This window comes from Spirosoma luteum DSM 19990 (assembly GCF_000374065.1).
Taxonomy (GTDB): Bacteria; Bacteroidota; Bacteroidia; order Cytophagales; family Spirosomataceae; genus Spirosoma; species Spirosoma luteum.
In genome coordinates this window covers 612771-632527 of record NZ_KB893245.1, presented here as the reverse complement: position 1 = coordinate 632527, position 19757 = coordinate 612771, and the positions used below count along the sequence as shown (strand labels likewise).

At 51.6% G+C, this 19757-nt stretch carries 15 protein-coding genes; 10 read left to right on the top strand and 5 right to left on the bottom strand.

The window, feature by feature from the left end; all coding sequences use genetic code 11:
* The first annotated feature begins 194 nt into the window (after positions 1–194).
* Together msrA and B156_RS0102655 are read left to right on the top strand one after the other, a co-directional pair.
* Entirely contained in the window at positions 195–857 is a 663-nt protein-coding gene (gene msrA, locus B156_RS0102660) for a peptide-methionine (S)-S-oxide reductase MsrA (protein ID WP_018618072.1), read from the top strand.
* Between the two features lie 86 nt (positions 858–943).
* Positions 944–2152 carry an MFS transporter gene (locus tag B156_RS0102655; RefSeq protein ID WP_018618071.1) on the top strand — a complete coding sequence of 403 codons (1209 nt, stop codon included), beginning with the start codon at positions 944–946 and terminating at the stop codon, positions 2150–2152.
* A gap of 43 nt (positions 2153–2195) precedes the next feature.
* Here the strand turns inward: B156_RS0102655 and B156_RS0102650 are convergent, their stop codons facing one another.
* On the bottom strand, positions 2196–3722 hold the full coding sequence (locus B156_RS0102650) for a T9SS type B sorting domain-containing protein (protein ID WP_018618070.1): 1527 nt from the start codon (positions 3720–3722) through the stop codon (positions 2196–2198).
* Positions 3723–4047: 325 nt separating this feature from the next.
* Between B156_RS0102650 and B156_RS0102645 the strand changes: the two genes are divergently transcribed.
* Both B156_RS0102645 and B156_RS0102640 read left to right on the top strand, forming a co-directional pair.
* Positions 4048–4548, top strand: coding sequence for a low affinity iron permease family protein (locus B156_RS0102645; RefSeq protein WP_018618069.1), 501 nt, complete (start codon positions 4048–4050; stop codon positions 4546–4548).
* Positions 4549–4696: 148 nt separating this feature from the next.
* Positions 4697–6736 (top strand): PAS domain-containing protein, encoded by a 2040-nt coding sequence (locus B156_RS0102640; protein WP_018618068.1) that lies wholly within the window; start codon positions 4697–4699, stop codon positions 6734–6736.
* On the opposite strand, the gene B156_RS0102635 is transcribed toward B156_RS0102640, so the two are convergent.
* From B156_RS0102635 to B156_RS0102625, 3 genes are read right to left on the bottom strand one after another with little or no spacing between them, the layout of a single operon-like run.
* Complete coding sequence (locus B156_RS0102635) at positions 6723–7313, bottom strand: biliverdin-producing heme oxygenase (protein WP_018618067.1); 591 nt, start codon at positions 7311–7313, stop codon at positions 6723–6725. The two genes, B156_RS0102640 and B156_RS0102635, sit on opposite strands and share 14 nt — an antisense overlap.
* A complete protein-coding gene (locus B156_RS0102630) occupies positions 7310–7732 on the bottom strand; it encodes a response regulator (RefSeq protein WP_018618066.1) in 423 nt (140 codons plus the stop codon). The genes B156_RS0102635 and B156_RS0102630 overlap by 4 nt, the downstream gene beginning before the upstream one ends.
* Positions 7733–7753: 21 nt before the next feature.
* Positions 7754–10000 carry an ATP-binding protein gene (locus B156_RS0102625; RefSeq protein ID WP_018618065.1) on the bottom strand — a complete coding sequence of 749 codons (2247 nt, stop codon included), beginning with the start codon at positions 9998–10000 and terminating at the stop codon, positions 7754–7756.
* A 236-nt stretch (positions 10001–10236) separates the two neighbouring features.
* On the opposite strand from B156_RS0102625, the gene B156_RS0102620 reads away from it, so the two are divergent.
* Positions 10237–11394 carry a hypothetical protein gene (locus B156_RS0102620; RefSeq protein WP_245563670.1) on the top strand — a complete coding sequence of 386 codons (1158 nt, stop codon included), beginning with the start codon at positions 10237–10239 and terminating at the stop codon, positions 11392–11394.
* 77 nt (positions 11395–11471) lie between these two features.
* On the opposite strand, the gene B156_RS0102615 is transcribed toward B156_RS0102620, so the two are convergent.
* The gene (locus B156_RS0102615; protein ID WP_018618063.1) at positions 11472–12086 is read right to left on the bottom strand and encodes a porin family protein; all 615 of its coding nucleotides are present in this window, start codon (positions 12084–12086) and stop codon (positions 11472–11474) included.
* A gap of 357 nt (positions 12087–12443) precedes the next feature.
* On the opposite strand from B156_RS0102615, the gene B156_RS0102610 reads away from it, so the two are divergent.
* The 5 genes from B156_RS0102610 (at position 12444) to B156_RS0102590 (ending at position 19672) form a co-directional block, all read left to right on the top strand.
* Positions 12444–12887: a DMT family transporter gene (locus tag B156_RS0102610; RefSeq protein ID WP_026260548.1), complete on the top strand. Its 444-nt coding sequence runs from the start codon at positions 12444–12446 to the stop codon at positions 12885–12887.
* Positions 12888–12941: 54 nt separating this feature from the next.
* The gene (locus B156_RS0102605; RefSeq protein ID WP_018618061.1) at positions 12942–13553 is read left to right on the top strand and encodes a hypothetical protein; all 612 of its coding nucleotides are present in this window, start codon (positions 12942–12944) and stop codon (positions 13551–13553) included.
* A gap of 79 nt (positions 13554–13632) precedes the next feature.
* Positions 13633–14901, top strand: a complete 1269-nt coding sequence (locus tag B156_RS0102600; RefSeq protein ID WP_018618060.1) for an MFS transporter — start codon at positions 13633–13635, stop codon at positions 14899–14901.
* 145 nt (positions 14902–15046) lie between these two features.
* Positions 15047–15949 carry an ABC transporter ATP-binding protein gene (locus B156_RS0102595; protein WP_018618059.1) on the top strand — a complete coding sequence of 301 codons (903 nt, stop codon included), beginning with the start codon at positions 15047–15049 and terminating at the stop codon, positions 15947–15949.
* A gap of 69 nt (positions 15950–16018) precedes the next feature.
* The gene (locus B156_RS0102590; protein WP_018618058.1) at positions 16019–19672 is read left to right on the top strand and encodes an ABC transporter permease/M1 family aminopeptidase; all 3654 of its coding nucleotides are present in this window, start codon (positions 16019–16021) and stop codon (positions 19670–19672) included.
* Positions 19673–19757 lie beyond the last annotated feature (85 nt).

Genomic DNA, 19757 nt, shown 5'->3' with positions numbered 1-19757 from the left:
GTTTCTGTCCAGGTATGGTTTCATGCCTGGTCCCGGCGGTTTATGAGGCTGACCGCTTTTATCAACCTAAACAGGTGGTTATGTGCTGTGGCAAACCCATTGTTGGCCACCAGTCGGGTATAATGCTGTACCGTCAAGAAACCACAATCGTTTTTTAATCGTTTATATAGTAACACGATATGATAGAAAAGACGATGAAAAAAATCCATTTATACGCTTTAAGCCTCCTCTTTCTGGCCGGTTACGCACAGGGACAATCAAATGACCATGCCCCCGCCAAACTTCCCGACCTAAAATCGGGCGAAGCTGTCGCTACGTTTGCCGGTGGTTGCTTTTGGGCACTGGAAGAAGGCATGAACCAGCTCAAAGGCGTTCGGGAGGTGGTTTCCGGCTACGCTGGCGGCACCGTTAAGAACCCAACCTACGAGCAGGTTGGTACCGACCGGACTGGCCATGCTGAATCGGTACAGGTGTATTATGACCCGAAAGTAGTCAGCTACCCGCAACTGCTCGAAGCCTTCTTTGCGGGCCATGATCCAACCACGCTGAACCGGCAGGGACCCGATGCGGGCCGCGATTACCGGTCGGTAGCCTTCTACCGGACACCCGAAGAAAAGGCAGCTATAATGGCCGCTATCAAAGAAACCAATGAATCAGGTCATTACAGTGGCAAAGTGGTAACCGAGGTGACCCCTCTTACAGTTTTCTACCCGGCAGAAATGTACCACCAGAACTATTTTGCGCTGCACCCCAACCAGCCATACATTCAGAGCGTATCCCTGCCCAAAGTGCAGAAACTGCGTAAAGCGATGGTTGGACATCTCAAGAATAGCACATCACTGACGATGGTTGACTAGAAGGCGGTACTGAAAAATTAATACGTCATCCAAATAGGATAACCAATTAGTAAAAATAGCCGGTTAAGACCGGCTATTTTTGTGCTATGAACACAACCGCTTCCTTACCAAAGCCACCCCGAAACACGCTCATCCAGACTATCCTCTCGTTTTTCCTGAACAGACGGGCACTGGCAGTTGGACTGGTTTTTTCGTCCGACAGTTTGCTGTTCGGTAGCTGGGTTTCGCATATTCCCTACGTGAAAGCGAAACTGATGCTCTCCGATGCCGAGCTGGGTCTCACGCTATTTGCCATGCCGGCCGGGTTACTCATCATGAATCCGCTGACGGGCTTTATCATTGCCAAACTGGGTGAGGCCCGGTCCTGTTTCTGGGCTGCCATAGGATTGACAGTGGCGGTGTGCATTCCCATCAATGCGCCTAACATCTACATAATGGCTGCGGGGTTATTCCTGGCCGGCCTTTCGGGCGCGCTTATCAACGTGGCCATGAACACGAGTGCCACCAACCTGGAGCGGTCCCAGGGGATTGTCATCATGTCGTCCTGTCACGGAATGTGGAGTTTGGGTGGGCTGTTCGGTTCGGGTATCACCGGGGCGGTCATTGCCCTGCATGTAGCCCCACCAGTACACATGGCCGTAATGGCCGCACTGATTCTGATACTCACTTTCGTGTTGCAACCCCAGTTGAAACAGATACCGTCGAGCAGCCGGACAGAGTCGGGTGAGAAAGCGGGCTCTTCTTTTGTGCGACCCAATCGGGATTTACTGTTGATGATTCTGATTGGCCTGGCGCTGGCCATGGGAGAAGGACTTGCCTTCGACTGGAGTGCTGTTTACCTGCGCGAAACGCTGGGGGCCAGTGCGCAGATTGCCGCGCTGGGTTTTGCCAGCTTTTCGCTGACAATGACCGGTTTTCGTTTCCTGGGCGACGCTATTTTGCCCAAAATCGGGGCTACCCGCTGGTTACAGATTGGCGGAGTCTTGGGCGCACTAGGCATTTTAGTAGCTATCGTTTTACCTTTCCCGTCTACTGCCCTTGCTGGTTTCGCTCTGCTGGGAGTGGGTTGTTCACTGGGGGCCCCCGTTCTTTATTCTGCTTCGCTACGGGTGCCGGGCATTCCACCAGCCGCCGGGCTGGCTACGTTTGCCACCTTTAGTTTCATTGGGTTTCTGGCGGGTCCCCCCGTCATTGGCTTTGTGTCCGAAGGCTTTGGTTTATATTACGGACTCGGACTGGTAGCGATTGTGCTATTACTTTCAGCCGGACTGGCCCGGATGGTTAAACTGTTTTAGCACCCCTTTCAACAAGACATGACTATCAGGATGAGTTGCCTTATCAGCGAACCAATGTGATATATCCCTCTTTCTGGTCAGCTTTAATCTTCTTCCCTCGATTTAACTGATATTGTATGCGCCATGCGTAAACGCCCTGCGTACAAGCCTCATCCCGATAGTAGCCATTCCACTGGAAAGGTGGACTTGCCGTTGTAAAAATCACTTCGCCCCAACGGTTGAAAATGGCGAGCGAGGTAATAGTCAGGTCACCGCATCCGAAGGCTGAAAAATTGTCGTTCATGCCATCACCATTGGGAGTAAAACTGTTTGGTGCATAGAGGATACAGTCGCAGGCTCCGTAGTCGATGTCAATGGAGTCCGTCACGGTAGCGCAGTCGTTACGAACGCTGGCCCGGAACACACCGGAACTGCTAACGGTACGCAGGGTGTCGGTGAAACCATCCTGCCAGCTAAACTTTCCTTCGGCAACAATCGGCTTTATTGTGAACTTTTCAGCCCCGCAAAGTTCTTTATCGGGGCCTAAGTCCAGACGCGGGGGTTGAATGTACCGCACCTGAATAGTATCCGTCGCCACGCAGTTAGCTTGGGTAACCCGCACACTATACTGACCCTGCTGCTTCGCCGAATAGGTATTTTGTGCCGAACCGTCCTGCCAGCGGTACTGGGAGGCTGGCGTTTGCGGTACAGCCAGAGCGAGTGTTTGACCGGTGCAAAGGGTCGTATCGGGACCGAGGTCAAAATCAATGGCGTAGTCAACTTTTATTGAGTCGGTAAGAATTTTGCAGGTAGTAATAGCCGTTACGGAATACTTGCCGGGTTTGGTTACCTGAAATTTCGGACTGGTGCTGCCATCCTGCCAGCGGTAATCACTGGCCCCGGGCACAGTTCCGTCGAGCAAAAGTGCATTCCGACGGTTACACAACGTGGTGTCCTTACCCAGTTCAAGAACAACGGGCACTAAAGACACATCATCGACAAACAGGTAGTAAAATCCCAGAAACGGTGGTTCCTTGTTAAAACTGCCAATAGTCAGGTATTGCTCTCCCCCCTTGGGATTCAAAAAACCCGAGACACGCTGCCACTGTAACACACCTATGCTGCTACGTGGATTCGTATCAAGAATTTGCGGTGTTGCGCTTAGCCGATCAGTCGTTGTGCCGGTAACCGGCTGATTAGAGAAATAGGTACCAATGGTTTCGGTGAGGTATTTGTTGGGGGTGTCTGTTGCTACGTACATTTCGTAATAGTAGCACGTACTAACCGACAGTGGCTTTGTTAGTTTTATACCCATGTATTCGGCCCATCCCTGATCGAAAAACAAGTGTCCAACTCCCTGCCCAGAGTGAGGGGGCAGAATAAGCTGACCGAAATCAAAACAGCGATGATAAAAATCGGGGGTAGCCCGGTTTGGGTTATACCAGGGAATGGCTTCTTCGAAAAGATTATCCTTTTGCGGACAGGTTCGGTAGGTTTCAAAACTCCCGTTCGGAACAAGGTTCTGGCTGGCAACCCACCCCGGCAGGAGGACTGCAACGCCCAGAAATAGCCAGATAAACCGTATTTGCATAATCCTAATGCGCCCTTGCTATGATAGGAACGGGAACCGCCGGGGCAGATTTCCAGATGAGAGTATCGAATATACGGATTTTTGACCGAACGCATTTTATTCAGCCTTCCGCAAACCAGCGTTTTGGGAACGCAGTAGGTGACGGCAAAAGGCGGCCTGTGTAGTGGCTTACGGTTTTTCTGCGGTTAGTTCTGGTTTCTTCTTTTATTCCAGCCGTTACCCCACTGAGAATCGCCTTCAATGAATGCTAGTGTATCAGAGTAATTTAATCTCACAATTAGTAAACAAATTGGTTTAACGATAAATCACCCCAATCACTAAGCACATGAACCAGAACAAATTCACTCGGTTTTTTGACCATTTTGCGTCTAAAGCCACCAAAGCAACCGGCTCGTCCGGAGCTTTCCTACTGGCCTCCCTGTCCATTATTGTCTGGCTCATTACCGGGCCTATTTTTAATTATTCGGACACGTGGCAGCTCATAATAAACACCAGCACAACCATTGTTACGTTTCTGATGGTGTTTCTGATCCAGAAAGCTCAGAACAAAGACTCCCTGGCAATGCAGATAAAACTGAATGAACTGCTTGCCGTAAATCGGAAAGCCAGCAACAGGATACTGAACGTAGAGGATCTGACGGAAGAAGAACTCCAAAAGCTGCACCAGTTTTTTTGTAAACTGGCCGAGGAATCTAAAAACGAAGCGTCCCTGTCGGAGTCCCATTCGATAGAAGAGGCCGAAGATATACACGAGGATAAGATAGCTGCCCGAATGGAACGACGAGCCGCCCATAAGGAGTCCCAAAAACACCCGGCAAACAATTGACCATGAGCCAGGTTACCTAAAGATGGGTACTACCTGGTGAGTTTGTGTGTATTTTTGTTCTGGTCACCCAAGCTTTCTGTTAGCGGGATTCGGCATTTACGTTGTCTGCGGCCTTTTAACCCTCTGTATTTTACCAAGAAGCTATGCTATGAGTCAGCCGTTTGCTGCGGAATCTACTTCCCACCCCATCCAGGAAGCCGTGTTATTCCAGCCTTCGTTCGATCATTTGCATGCGGCACTTCGTTCAGGTCTAACAGCGACCTGGTTCTGGGATATTACCAACGATGCTCTGTATGGCGATCCTGCCCTATTCAACCTGTTGGGTATTGAGCAGGAGCAGATTAACCTTCCCACGCATATATTCACGGATGCAGTCCATCCGGCTGACCGCCAGCGGGTAATCGATCTGATTGATGAAGCTAAGAAAAAAGGCACTCCTTTTGAAACGGACTATCGAATACTGACTGCCCAATCTGAATCGAAATGGTTTTTTTCAAGGGGGCAGTTCACGTACAATCAACAGCAGGAACCAGTTACTTTCTCGGGCATACTAATTAATATCAGTGACCGGAAAGAAGTTGAACTGACAGCGCGGATAGCCGATGAAGAGCTTCGGCTTGCCATTGAATCAGCCCAGCTAGGCACCTGGGATTACAACCTGCTTACCGGCGAGTTGATCTGGTCCGACCGAACCAGAGAGCTTTTTGGCCTGCCTGCTTCCGCCCCGGTCAATTACTCAGTTTTTCTGCAATGCCTGCATCCGGATGATCGTGATGCAACAAACCAGGCAGTTCAGGCGGTTATGCAATCCAGCAGTACCGGGCATTTTCATCATGAGTACCGAACGGCAGGTGGTATTGACAGGAAAAATTCACGCTGGTTACGCTCCAATGGCCACGTTTTCTTTACTGAAAAGCGGGTTCCCTATCGGTTTATTGGTACGGTTGTCGATATAACCGCCGACAGACAGAATAAAGAAACACTTCAGCAACGCGTCAATGAACAAACCAGGGCACTGGAACAGCAGGCCCATCAGTTGCGCACAACCCTGAATGCGTCATTGAACAGTATCATTGCCATGACAGCCATTCGGGATGATCAGAACATCATTGTCGATTTCATGATACATACCGCCAATAAAGCGGTAGCCCAAAGCCTGTTCAAAACGCCCGAAGAGTTGGTCGGACGAAGTTTACTGACGGTATTTCCGGGCAACAAGGACAATGGCTTTTTTGATCTTTATGCCCGCGTGGTCGACTCAGGTCAGTCAGAACAGGCCAGTCAGTTTTACCGCGATGAACTGGGGCTGGAAGGCTGGTTTGAGATATCGGCAGTCAGACAGGACGGAGATAGTGTAGTTATCACCTTCAATAATATTACCGACCGCAAGGAGAACGAACAAACGGCGCAGCAGCAGGCCGCCGAACTGAGCGAAGCCAACGCAGAACTCAAACGTTCGAACGAAAGCCTGCAACAGTTTGCGCATATTGCGTCGCATGATTTACAGGAACCCCTACGGCGGATTCAGTCGTTCAGTGATTTACTCCAGAGCCAGTTTTCCGATAGCCTGTCTGATGGGGAAAAAGATATGGTTCAGCGAATTCAGAAATCGGCTGGCCGGATGCAGTCGCTCGTTAAAGATTTGTTGTTTTACTCGCAGCTAAGCGTTCTTCGGGATTCGTTCAAATTAATTTTGCTTACCGACATCGTTGGGGATGTGCTGAGTGACCTCGAAATGACAATTGCTGAAAAGAAGGCAACAGTGCAGGTAGGCACCTTGCCGCAGGTACGTGGTAATGCATCGCGGCTACGGCAGCTTTTTCAGAACCTGATTGCCAATGCGCTTAAATTCAGTTCGGCTGGCATCGCCCCTTTCATTCGAATTGACTTCCGGGAGGCAAGACCCGATGAGTTGCCCGAATCGCTTCAATCAGCTCCCCAACGATCATTTTGGTTAATTTCCGTAAAAGATAATGGCATTGGCTTCGATGTGCGGTATAAAGACCGGGTGTTTACGCCCTTCCAGCGGCTGCATAGTCCGGTAACCTACAGCGGCACGGGTATCGGTCTGGCCATTTGCCAGCGGGTTGCCCAAAATCACGGGGGAGCTATTGATGTAGACAGTGAAGTGGGCAACGGCTCTACCTTCAAAATTTTCCTACCCGTTCCTGGCGCTACGCCTGCGTAATGCTGTCCTGACTGCTCAAAAAAGCCTGTTGATATTGACCGAAGGTCTGTTCGGCAGCCGCCACAACGGCATCGGCGTGGAGTGCCCCACGCTGAGTTATGAATTCGCCACACCTGCGCCATTGCTTACCCGTATCGGTACCGTATCCCTGATAAAATCGGGAAGCAATTGGGAGGATAGTTTGAATAGACGCACTTTGCTGCAATAATCGATTGATCACGGTCCCGCCCAGCATGGACCCCTCCCCTACGTAAACTGCCCCCAGTAAATCAATGGCAGACCAATTGGTAAACAGAGTAGAGATGGCCGGCTGGAGCGGCTCATTCAATTGAGCTAAATCGGCTAATAGCCAGGGAGTTTTTATCCGGGTCTGTGGGGTGTACTCCCGAAAGAAATCGGGATGGTGACCAATAGCGGTTTCCAGGGCCTGGTGGAAGGCTAGGTGCGTGCGGAGCAAATGAGCATACTGAGCTGGAGAAATCGTACCGTTCCGTAAGGATTCTGCGTAAAAAAGTTGTTCTGTCTGCTGGTGCAACCGTTGCGTTTCCTGACGCAACCGGTCTAACAAAAGGCTCATCTATTGTCTATTCGGGTGTTATTTTCCAGCCAGAAATCACACACTTTCGTTAGTGCCATACCCGTAGCCTGATAGCTGCCGGGCTTTACAACGTACGCATTGATACCGGCATCGTACGCCTGTTGAATATCCCGCGGACTGTCGGACGTGCTGAAGGCCACAATGGGGAGGTATTTGGTTCGGTCAGAAGCCCGCGTTTTTTCAATTACTTCAAATCCGCTCACCCCGCCCAGGTCTAAATCCAGGATAACTACTTTAGGCAAGGCTGCTTTTTGCTGCTCTGTTCCTATAAGATAGGCAATTGCTTCATGACCATTATTCAGGATAGTGTACGTAACCGGTCTGTTCAGCTTACGCATCAGGCGGCTAAATATATCCGCATCGTTCGGATTGTCTTCAATATACAATACATCTACCATGATGTGTTTGGCTAATACCAGCTACCTTACTGGGAATGAAACAAAAAAAGTTGTGCCTTTGTTTGGCGCGCTTTGGAACCAGATTTTACCCTGGTGCCGGTCGATGATGCGTTTGACAATGGTTAGGCCAACGCCGGTTCCTTCAAAGTTTCTGGCATTCTCTAACCGTTTAAACAGGTCAAACATTTTGTCGGCCTGGCTCATATCAAATCCGATACCATTATCTTCTACGGCATAAACCACTTCGGTATCATTCTGATAACCAGACACTTTGACAACTCCATCCTGTGCCAGCTTTGTGTATTTGGCGGCATTGCCGAGCAGATTCGTGAACAATTGAAGAATCATCAGCTGATCGGCATAAATTGACGGGGTATCGCCTATTTCCAGGCGTAGTGAACGCCCCTGGGCAGCTACCATAATTTCCTCCCGGATATCGTTCAGCAGTTTATCCATGTCTACATACTGGGTATCCAGTTCACTACGGCCCATCCGCGAATAATACAGTATGTGCCGGATCAGGCGACGCATCTTGTCCGTTGAGTCGATTACCTTGTTAAGAAGCGAGTGCGCATCCGGAACGAGGTCCTGCCCGTACTCTTCGAGCAGAATTTCGGAATAACACCGGATAGACGATAGGGGCGTTCGCAAATCATGCGAAACGGTGTAGCTAAACGCATCCAGTTCTTCGTAGGCCAGCTTCAGTTGTTGATTGAGCATACGAATTTCGTTGGCCTGTTTGTTCACAATCTGCAAGGCATCATCGCGCAGCTTAACAGCCGCCGATACCTCGGCTTTGCTCCAGGGCGCTGAGGTGTTACGGACCATTTCTGTCCAGGTAGCAAAACTGGTTCGGGGGCTTATTTTCCCAGCACCACTATCGTTAAACGTGATGGGCTTATTCGGATTACCCGCCCACGACACTTCCCGAATCCGCTCCGGTTTGAACCAAAAGAGATATTCGTTCAGCTCCCGCGACAGCACAATAGCCAGCAAACCCGCGCCTACTTCCCTAAACCCCTCTGCCGGTGGGTACAGGCTTGGGAGCTGACTGGTTTCCAGCGATGTTGTCGTATTCGTGGTACCCATCCAGTCGGCCATGGCGCGAATGGCCGGTTCGTCGGGTGTCTGCCCCAGTAAGTAAAGCCTGCCATCAAACAGCAGGGCGGCTCCGGTAGCATTGGTCACGTCCAGTGCCGTGGTGGGGAACTGGGTAATGGCCCGTACAATTGTATCGCTCAGTAATAATTGCTCGTGCAACCGTTGTCCGGCCTGCTGATATAGTTGCTGGGCGGCCAGGTCCTCTTTATCCTTACGAAACTCCAGGGCTACGGACAAAAGCTGACTTACGAATTTGGCCGCCCTACGCGCCGGATAATCAACAAAACGGGGCATTGTGTTATGGCAGGAAATAAGTCCCCACAGTTCGTCCTGGTATATCAGCGAAATACTCATGGAAGCCTGCACGCCCATATTTTTCAGGTACTCGATATGAATGGGTGATACCGCCCGCAGCACCGAATGTGTTAAGTCCAGCGGCTTATCGTCAGGCCAGTCGGGCTGCGACAGAATTCGGGATGGGGTGCTGCCCACATCGGCAATTAATCGAACCAGATTGACTTTATACAACTCGCGGGCCTGCTTCGGAATGTCGGATGCGGGATAGTGCAGGCCCAGGAACGGCTCCAGATGGTCCTCTTTTTCTTCCGCAATTACCTGCCCATGCCAATCGGCACTAAACCGGTACACCATTACCCGGTCAAAACCCGTAATCGCCTTTACCCGGCGGGCCGTATTCTGCAACAGTTCGGTCAGGGTTTGACTGGCCTGCACTTCCGTAAGCGATTCCGTAATCAGTCGCTGATTCAGTAAGGCAAGGCTGCTGCCGGCATCGTGGGTGTCGGTGGAAGGTTCCCATTCCAGTACAATAAGTCGTTCGTGCTGATGGACAACCAAATTCAACGACTGACCATTCACGGTCATCGGGTAGGGATTCAGGGTTTCCCACGATCTATCTGGGTCGTCTGCTTTCAGCAATGCCATCAGCCTCCCTGCCGGCAGGGCTGTTTTAACTACTACATCTTCCAGCGGCTGTCCCAGCACCTGAGTAGCAGACATACCAATCAAGTCAGCGATATTTTCGCTGGCATGGACAATGGTATACGTTTCAGGATGGATGGCCAGTAGGTAGCCGTATGACTGAATCTGACCAAGAATATGAATAGGCTCCCGGTCGCAGTTGGACAGGTCGACGTTTGCTAAACTCATTGACTAGAAGCCTCTTGCTTTAAACGTAATCGCCGGGACGCGCAAACGAGAACGTTGTACATTAAACGGGTACACAGAACAATGGAGCAAGATAAGCACACAGCGTTAATTTGCCATAAAGACTTATCCAGTGAACCAGTCGATTTGCGGTTGAATCAACCCGATTCAGACACTGACTCACCGAACAAAATGGGTACCTTTACCGGTCTATGTCTCTCCCCTGGTTCCTTCTTTTTTTGGCAATTACCCTATCGGTTGAGGCCCAGAAGCCCATTCCACCGGCAGTACATGCCGACCCGGCCGGGGCACTGACGGTGTATCGGGATAATCTGACGCGTCTTCGGCGTGAACACACAGCCCTGCGCGAACTACCCAACCTGCCGTTTTTCCTGTTCGGTATGGGTGATCGGCTTAAACTCATTTACCGCAACGGACGCCTGATTAATGCCCTGACGGGCAACATAGAGGAACAGTGGCGGGTAAAGGAAGAAATCATTGTTCCGTCGGAATACCTCGTTCATCTGGTATTGACCGACGGGCAACAAATCCAGATTCGGGAAAATGAAAGCGGTGTCTGGCTGCTCCAGCCGCCCAGAAAACCAAAATTAATTCCGGGCACCCGCTCCCAACTGAACCTACCCGGCTTTGCCAAACAACCCTGGGGCCCCATACTTCGGGTATTGCATCAAGAAGTCCTTATCAACGTCATTCACGGCCGCCCTGTTCCTAACTTTCTGGTGTATCTCAAACCCTGGTATCGGGATGCGGCAGTGATGGCTATGGTACTGCGGGAAACCCATAACCTATCCCTGATTCAGGACTGGATTATGGCTATCAACAAGCCATTCGACCGCAACAACCACGGGATTCCTGAAGTCGACAATCTCGGTCAGGTGCTTTTTTTAGTGTCCCTGGTTTCTGACAAAAAACATCCTGTTGTGCAGGCGGTACTGGATTCGGCGGGCCGTTTTCGGCGGGGCAGCTACGTGGCTGGTCAGACCGATGATGCCGAACACCCGGTCTATCAAACCAAATGGCTCAAATATGGGCTGAAATCGCTCGATTTGCCCGACCCGTACAATATCCCCAACCAGTATGATAGTTATTCGTCACTGTTCTGGTGGGCGTACCGGAATGAACACGTAGCCGGGCCGGAATTCGACAAAAAGATAGCCATCAATTCTCCCTATTACGTTTGGGCAGACGATCACTTCAGTAACCAGAAGCATGGAGTGGTGGGCACCGTCGACTATCCCCTTAGCTGGCAACAGCACGATAGCGATGCCCATTATCCCGGCATGACCGTGCTGGAGAAAGACCTGGCAAAACAGAAGTTAGCATTCACCCACGCCTGGCACGCGGCCGAAATGTTTCTGTTGCTGCATGTTCCTTGATGAGTGCAGTTGAAAGAGGTGAGTTGGTTTCCTGCGCCTTTTAATTTGTGTCTCTCATCCCGCCCGTTCCCTTTCTGTCAGCGTGAACCGCCGATGGTGATACCCGCTTTTACGCTGAAATACGAGTTTTTAGCCGTTAGCGTGAGTCGGCTGGCGTTGTTGGTCACGTTTGTATCACCAATCAGATTATAGTCGGCTTCGAGGTACACAAGGCTGAACTTGACCCCCACCCGGCCCATACCCCCCAGGGTAGTTGTTACGGGCAGGGGATAACGGATTGTCTGGTTAATCTGCTCGCTGGCATCAACGTAGTACAGGCCCGTTCCCACGCCTAGATAGGCCCGCAGTGAACTCCCGACAGGAATGGTATAATTTGCCGTCACCAAAGCCGATGAGACAGCGTTGGCTTTGCTCTGATAGTAGATAACGTTGCCCAGAACCTCGGCCCGCTTCACCAGTGCCTGCTCCAGCCGAACGCCCAAATCCAGGTTTTTCACTATCTCATACTGGGGTTCAATCATATACAAAAACCCACCCTTACTATCACTGGCATTCGTAGACTGGTAAGCAGGCAGCGCATACCCTCCGCCAATTTTCACTTTGAAGGGTCTTGCAGGCTGGGCGGGTTTGGTATCCTGAGCAATGGCGACAAAAGAGGTCGACAATAAAAGGGCAAGAAATAATGTACGCATGAGCTTTAATGATTTGTCCGGGAGCCAGTAATGGCAGAAAAGCCACCCACAGGGATTTGTAGCCAGTATTATAACCAGTACGTTTCCATAAGCAGCTATACGCTGTACAACCAAATTCCTGTTTTCGTTGCAGTATGCCTGTTTAAACTATATGAAAACGAAGCAGAGCGCACTACCAACCCATATCAGCAACAGGCTCAGGGGAAGAATGTCACAGGCATAATTACGATGAAAACAGGGGTCTGCGGTAAGCGTAGAGTACTTTACAGCCTGTACTTATTGCACCAATGTGCCGTGCCATTGAAAATCAGTACTGGGTACTGCATTCCAATGGCACGGTTTCCTACCTTTACAGGCATGAATGTGCTTTTTCTGCTCTTTGCCTTCCTGATTGGTATAGCCATTACCGTTCAGGCAGGTGTAAACGCTAACCTGCGTGAGGCCCTGTCCAGCCCTGTCCTGGCTGCCGTCGTTTCATTCGGTTCCGGGCTGGTGGCACTGATGCTGATGCTGCTGGCATCGGGCGGCTCGGTCCCCACTGTAGATGTAATCAGGCAGGTAAGCTGGTGGAAATGGATGGGGGGCGTAATGGGTGCCGTTTACATGATAACGGTCATTGTCAGCGTGCAGAAAATAGGAACGGCCAATCTGGTCAGCCTGAGCGTGGCGGGGCAGTTGACAGCGGCCATTGTGCTGGACCATTACGGCCTGCTAAACTTTGCGGTCCATCCGGCCAACGGCTGGCGGATGCTGGGTGTCGGCCTGATTGTGGCGGGGGTGTTGCTGGTAGTGAAAAACTAACTACGTCATCCGTCGGTTTTAGTTGGAAACTGATTGACGTAAAACCACAGTCCTGTGTCTATAAACTACCGCTTTTATCCTTCCCTACTTAATAATTTTTCCCGCTACCTGCAGGCTGGTACTATGCCGGTTCAGGCGTTGATTGATTCGATTAACCGCGTGCCCACACCCACCACAGTAGCGCAGGAACGGGGCACTTCGTTTGAAGAAGCCATCGTGAAAGGCACGGATGAAGCCCGGTTCGACCCCGATATCGTCAACAAGGTGCGGAAGCTGCTCCCCCGCCCCATTGTGGATACGCAGGTGTATTGCCAGTGGGAAATTGAGGATGTGCTGTTTTACGGGTACGTCGACCTGATTGGCAAATTCAAGGCGGTGGATTTAAAGACGACGGGCTCGTATCAGAAAGACCGGTACCTGTTCAACCACCAGAACCTGTACCTCCACGCCCTCAAGCGCAAAGGCATCAAACTCATGGAATACGTTATCACGGATTTTACCGATGTGTACGTAGAAAGTTACACCCTCACGCACCCCATCGACCGGCAATTAGAGGAAATCCGGCAGTTGAAAGCCTTTCTGGAAGAGCACCGCCCACTCATTACCGATAAAAAGATATTTGTCGCCCCCGGCGAAGAGCCGGATGCCCGCAGGAAATCGCGTTGAGTTTTACCGAAACAGTCCGCTCATTTCTCTCCCTGAATAACAAGTATTAGGAAACTCGGTTCGTCGTACTTTTGCGCCCATGTTGCAGCGAACAGTGTCTCTCTACCAGCGGGCGTACCGGGGCCTGTCGCCGTCGGTGTGGCTGCTGGCGGGAGTCATGCTCATCAACCGATGTGGCACGATGGTACTACCGTTTATGACACTGTACCTCACGCAGCAACTGCACTACTCCGTAACCAAAGCGGGCACGGTGATGGCCGTGTACGGGGCAGGTGCTTTTGTGGGTACCTTCCTCGGCGGTCGGCTCACGGACCGTATCGGTTTTCACGCCATTCAGGTCTTTAGTTTGCTGGCGGGGGGAATAGCCCTGATTCTGCTTCAGTTCGTCACGGATTTCTACCTGCTGTGCGGGAGTGTGTTTACATTCACACTGCTGGGCGATACATTCCGCCCGGCCAATCAGGCTGCTATTGCCTACTACTCCGACACCGAAACGCGCACGCGGGCCTTCTCCTTTAACCGACTGGCCATCAACCTCGGCTGGGCCGTGGGGGGAGGATTGGGTGGCTGGCTGGCCAGCATCCAGTACAACCTGCTGTTCTGGGTCGACGGGCTAACTTGTGTGGCTGCTGGTATCGTATTGTGGCTATATCTGCCCATACCAACAGAGAGCCCGGCGGATAGACAGACAAGAAGTTCGGCGGAATTGACCCACGTTCAACCGGTATTGCCGGCTCTGCTACCCCACCGCGACCCATTTTTTATCGCCTTCGTTGTCTGCAACACGCTGTACCTGATTGCCTTCATGCAGTTATTTACGATGGTACCGTTGTTTTTCAAGGAGCGGCTGCACCTGAGTGAAGGGTCCATCGGGCTGTTGATGACCCTGAACGGGCTGCTGGTGGTAGCTATCGAGATGGCACTGGTTTATACTGTGGAAGAGCAGAAACGGTCCAAGATAGATCTTATTATACTAGGCGTTCTGCTGACGGCGGTTTCGTACGCCGTTCTGGCCCTGTCCGGCTTCCAGAATTATTACGGAATCTCGTCCGCAGGAGCAGTAATCGCCCTGCTCTACATCCTATTCGTCACCGCCAGCGAAATGCTGGTTATGCCTTTTTTGCAGTCGTTTACGGTTGAGCGGGCCAGTCCGGCTACGCGGGGGCAATACCTGGCTCTGTACGCCATGGGGGGCGCCCTGGCCCAAACAGCCGCCCCCGCTTTAGGGTCGCTGGTGGTGGCCAGTGCGGGGTTTTCAGTCCACTGGCTGGCTGTCTCAGGAATTAGCCTGGTATCGGCGGGTGGATTCTGGTGGCTGGGCCGCCAACAGCCTGCCAACCCTGGCTAAATTTCTTACAAAGCACTCAGCACTACTTATTTCTACCTCTCAAAGCTCAATCCTGACCGTTTGCAAAAATAGAACATTATATTTCGCGTATAGTCAACATATTTGTCTGTAAGGGCTTTCCGACAAATTATCCCCTGTCATTTATATGCAACTCGAAATCAACGGTCTCTCCAAAACCTACTCCAATGGGGTGCGCGCACTTCAGCACCTCTCACTCACCATTAAACAGGGCATGTTTGGCTTGCTTGGCCCGAACGGCGCGGGTAAATCGTCCCTGATGCGGACCATTTCCACCTTGCAGGAAGCGGATAGCGGCAGCATTCGGCTAACGGGTTTGTCCGATGGTGGCGAGTTGAATGTACTGACGCAGAAAGACGCAGTGCGTCGGGTACTGGGCTACTTACCCCAGGAATTTGGCGTATATCCACGCGTTACGGCCGAGTCCATGCTCGATCATATTGCCTCGCTTAAGGGAATAGCCAATGGCAGTGAGCGCAAAGCGCTGGTACAGGGTCTGTTGCAGAAAGTGAACTTATACGATGTTCGGAAGAAAAATCTGGGCACGTATTCGGGTGGGATGAAACAGCGGTTTGGCATTGCCCAGGCCCTCATCGGCAGTCCCCGGCTCATCATCGTCGATGAACCCACCGCCGGACTTGACCCTGCCGAACGAAACCGGTTCCACAACCTGCTGGCCGAAATTGGGGAGAACACCATCGTTATTTTATCCACGCACATTGTGGAGGATGTTACGAATCTGTGCTCCGACATGGCTATTATCTGTCTCGGCGAGGTAGTGGCAACGGGCAACCCGAACGAACTAGTAAAAGACCTGAACGGAAAGATATGGCAGAAATCGGTGGAGAAATCAGAAATCGAAACGTACCGCCAGTCACACCGGATTATTTCGACCCAGCTCAAAGGGGGAAAAACCCGACTGCATGCCTACAGCGATATTCCATTGGCTGATTTCGACTCCGTTTCCCCCGACCTGGAGGATGTGTACTTCGCGAAGATTTCGGAGAAAATGGAAGTAGCCACTGTTTAAAAAACCTAACTACAGCTAAGATAACGACGAATTGTATCCTTCACTCCTCACGCCAAATACTAATCCCCCATGTTCGCAGAAATCTTCCGCTTTGAACTCGCTTACCGACTCAAACGCCCGGCCACGTACCTCTACGCCCTGATTCTGTTTCTGTTTACGTTTCTCTTTGTCATTTATGGTAATGGCCCCGCGTCGGAGAAAACGAATATCAACTCGCCCTACGCGGTCAGCCAGTTTGTGGTGGTGATGACCATTTTTGGGATGCTGGTGGCTTCGGCAGTTATGGGTGTACCCGTGTACCGTGATGTGGAGCACAACACTAAAAACTACTTTTTCAGCTTTCCCATTACCGAGCGGGGTTACATTCTGGGGCGATATTTGGGCTCCTTCGTGGTGTTGCTGGGCATCATGCTCGTTGGGTTGCTGGGCATTGTTCTCGGCTCGCTACTGGGGCCGGTTTTTAACTTAGCGGATAATGTCGAACGCTTCGGCCCGATACGTTTCCGGGATTATGCCTACCCGTTTCTGCTGTTCGTTTTACCCAACATGTTCCTGGTGGGTAGCATCTTCTTCGCGCTGGTGGCCTTCTCGCGGCAGGTGTTTACGACCTACGCAGGCAGTATTCTGCTATTCATTGCTTACCTGCTGGGCTCTACGCTGTCGCAGGATTTAGAGAACAAACACCTCGTCAATTTGCTCGACCCGTTTGGCTCTTATGCCTACGATGCTGCTACCAAATACTGGTCGCCGGTGGAGCAAAACGCGTTGCTGGCCCCGCTGGAGGGTGATTTACTCACCAACCGACTCATCTGGTTTGGTGTGGCGCTGCTGGTGTTTGGGGCAACACTGTTCCGGTTTAGCTTCGCCCGGTTTCTGGCCGTAAAACTGGGAAAAAGCAGGCGGGTGAAAGAGGAAGGCGTTAGCGAAGTAGCTCCATCACTGGCGAGTTTGCCCACGCCCAAACCGGTATTTAGTACGGGCGTTTACATCCGGCAAATGCTGGGGCAGGCCGGGCTGGAGTTTCGGAGTATTATCCGCGACCCTTATTTCATCGCTATTATGCTGGGTGCCGTTTTATTCCTGTTTTTGGATGGGTGGTTCGGGTCGCAGATTTACGGTACGCCTTCCCTGCCAACAACCTACGCTATGCTGGAAGCCCGCAACGGCACGTTTTTCTTCTTCGTGCTGATTGTCATTATCTTCTACACCGGCGAGGTCGTTCACCGCGATAAAGTGGTGCATTACGACACCATTGCCGATGCCCTGCCCGTGCCCGACTGGATGAATTACGGAGCTAAACTGCTATCTATGACCTACGTTTGCCTGCTGCTATGCGGGCTGGTACTGGTTTCGGGCGTGGTCAATCAAACCGTGAAAGGCTATTTCAACTATGAGTTCGGGTTGTATCTCCGCGACCTGCTTGGCATTGCCTTCACGCAGTATTTTCAATACGTGATGCTGGCATTCTTCGTGCATACGCTGGTCAATCAGAAGTTTGTCGGGCATATCGTTACGCTGGCGGTGTACATTGTTATCTGGGCAGTACCCCAGTTTGCCGAGTTCGGCTACCGGCTGGCCCTACCCTTTTCGGGGGGTAACGTGCAGATTTCGGACCTGAACGGCTTCGGGCATTACCTGACCGGTTTATTCTCGTTTCGGGTCTACTGGTACGCGTTCGGCGGGTTACTGCTGGTGCTGGCGTTGTGGTTCTGGAACCGGGGTTCCGACAGCGGTTTCAAAGCACGCTGGCAACTGGCCCGGCAGCGTATCGGGCGCGGATCTATGGCCCTGTTCGCGCTGTGTCTGGTGACCTTTGTTAGTACGGGAGCGTGGATTTACACCAATGTCAGCGTGCAGAATCGCTACCTCTCCGCCGATGAGCAGCGCGAACAATCAGCCACGTTCGAGAAAACATACCATAAATACGCCAACGCGCTGCAACCAAAAATTACCAGCGCGAAACTGACCGTCGATGTGTTCCCGGATGAATTCAAAGCTCTGGCTGCGGGGCAGTTTCTCATCGTCAACAAGGGCAACCAACCCATCGACTCCCTGCATTTTACGATGCCGACAGATAACTTCCATCGGCAACTGACCAAGTTTTTGGTGGATGGCAAAGAACCAGTCAAAATTTTGAACGATACCGACTTAGGCTATTCCATTTACCGACTCCCCAAAACCCTGAACCCCGGCGACACGGCCCGGATGGAGATGATCGTTTCGGGGCAGTATGTAGGTTTCGCCAACAACAGCAACAGCCGGGATGTGGTGAGCAACGGAACATTTTTCAACGTGGGTATTTTCCCCGGCTTCGGCTACGATGACAGCCAGGAGTTAACCAGTGATAAGTACCGGAAGAAATACAAACTACCCACCAAGGAATGGACGCTTCCTAAGCAGAATGACCCCGCCGGTCTGCGTGATTTCCTCTTTACCGACGATGCGAACTGGGTTACGTTTGAGGGTACTATTTCCACTACCCCCGACCAAACGGGCATTTTGCCCGGTCAGTTGGTAAAAACCTGGACCGCCAACGGCCCCGACGGAAAACCCCGCAAGTACTTCCGGTACAAACTTCCCGATTTCTCCGATTACTTTTTCAGTATGTGTTCGGCCAAATACGGGGTCAAACGCGACACCTGGATGGGGCCAAACGGCCAGGCGGTTGCACTGGAGGTATACCACCACCCTACCCACGACCGCAACCTCGATCGGTTTGTGTCCAGTATGAAAGCGTCGCTGAGTTATTACACCAAAAACTACGCGCCTTATCCGTATCCGGTGTTGCGGGTACTGGAGTTCCCGCGCTACGCTGCTTTTGCGCAGTCGTTTCCAACTACTGTACCGTATTCGGAGGAGTTTGGCTGGGTGGGTGATTTCCATGACCCGGACAAAACGGATTACGCTTTTTACGTGACGGCGCACGAAGTGGCCCACCAATGGTGGGGGCACCAGATTATGCCCAGCCGGACACGCGGAGCCAATCAAATTTCGGAGACGATGGCCGAATACTCGGCCCTGATGGTGCTCAAGGAGCGGTACGGCCCCGATGCTATGCCCAAGTTTTTGAAGTATGCGCTCGACAGATACCTGAGTGGCCGGGCCAATGAAGATAAGTTTGAAGCCACGATGCTGGATAATGACACCCGTAGTTACGTCTGGTACCAGAAAGGGTCCATGCTGATGTATGCATTGCAGGATTACCTTGGTGAAGCCCGCGTTAATCAGGCCATGAACGACTACATGAAAGCGGCCCGATTCCGGCAAAGCGCCCCGTTCACGACCTCGCTGGAATGGTACAGTTTCCTGAAAGCCGCCACGCCCGATTCGCTCAAAAGCTGGCTGACGGATAATTTCGAGAAACTAACCCTCTACGATAACCGCATCACCAAAGCCGAAGCGAAAGCCATCGGTAATGGCAAGTACACCGTGACACTGCACGTAAAAACGGCGACGGAGTATTACGACAAAACCGGTAAAGAACTGGCCAAAGGCAAAGCGCCCCTCCTGGTCGATATTGCCGTGCTCACCACCGATGGTAAAAACAAAGACGGGCTAACCACTAAAGTGCCGCTCTACATGCAGAAACATAGCCTAACGCCTGGTGAGCACGTTATCGAGGTAACCGTAAAAGGCAAACCCGTCAAAGCTGGTATCGACCCGTACAATAAGTTGATTGACCGCGTTTCGGACGATAACCTGGTGAACGTGGATATGCCTTAAAACAGCCTTGCTTTTACCAGCGAACAATCGCGAAAACGAACGGGCTCTTTGCCTCCCGGACTTTCTTTGCGAACTTTGCCACAAA

Bases quoted from the DNA above. Each gene is read 5' to 3' on its own strand.
- msrA (WP_018618072.1), top strand. From the start codon at position 195: ATGAAAAAAATCCATTTATACGCTTTAAGCCTCCTCTTTCTGGCCGGT.
- B156_RS0102655 (WP_018618071.1), top strand. From the start codon at position 944: ATGAACACAACCGCTTCCTTACCAAAGCCACCCCGAAACACGCTCATC.
- B156_RS0102650 (WP_018618070.1), bottom strand. From the start codon at position 3,722: ATGCAAATACGGTTTATCTGGCTATTTCTGGGCGTTGCAGTCCTCCTG.
- B156_RS0102645 (WP_018618069.1), top strand. From the start codon at position 4,048: ATGAACCAGAACAAATTCACTCGGTTTTTTGACCATTTTGCGTCTAAA.
- B156_RS0102640 (WP_018618068.1), top strand. From the start codon at position 4,697: ATGAGTCAGCCGTTTGCTGCGGAATCTACTTCCCACCCCATCCAGGAA.
- B156_RS0102635 (WP_018618067.1), bottom strand. From the start codon at position 7,313: ATGAGCCTTTTGTTAGACCGGTTGCGTCAGGAAACGCAACGGTTGCAC.
- B156_RS0102630 (WP_018618066.1), bottom strand. From the start codon at position 7,732: ATGGTAGATGTATTGTATATTGAAGACAATCCGAACGATGCGGATATA.
- B156_RS0102625 (WP_018618065.1), bottom strand. From the start codon at position 10,000: ATGAGTTTAGCAAACGTCGACCTGTCCAACTGCGACCGGGAGCCTATT.
- B156_RS0102615 (WP_018618063.1), bottom strand. From the start codon at position 12,086: ATGCGTACATTATTTCTTGCCCTTTTATTGTCGACCTCTTTTGTCGCC.
- B156_RS0102610 (WP_026260548.1), top strand. From the start codon at position 12,444: ATGAATGTGCTTTTTCTGCTCTTTGCCTTCCTGATTGGTATAGCCATT.
- B156_RS0102600 (WP_018618060.1), top strand. From the start codon at position 13,633: ATGTTGCAGCGAACAGTGTCTCTCTACCAGCGGGCGTACCGGGGCCTG.
- B156_RS0102595 (WP_018618059.1), top strand. From the start codon at position 15,047: ATGCAACTCGAAATCAACGGTCTCTCCAAAACCTACTCCAATGGGGTG.
- B156_RS0102590 (WP_018618058.1), top strand. From the start codon at position 16,019: ATGTTCGCAGAAATCTTCCGCTTTGAACTCGCTTACCGACTCAAACGC.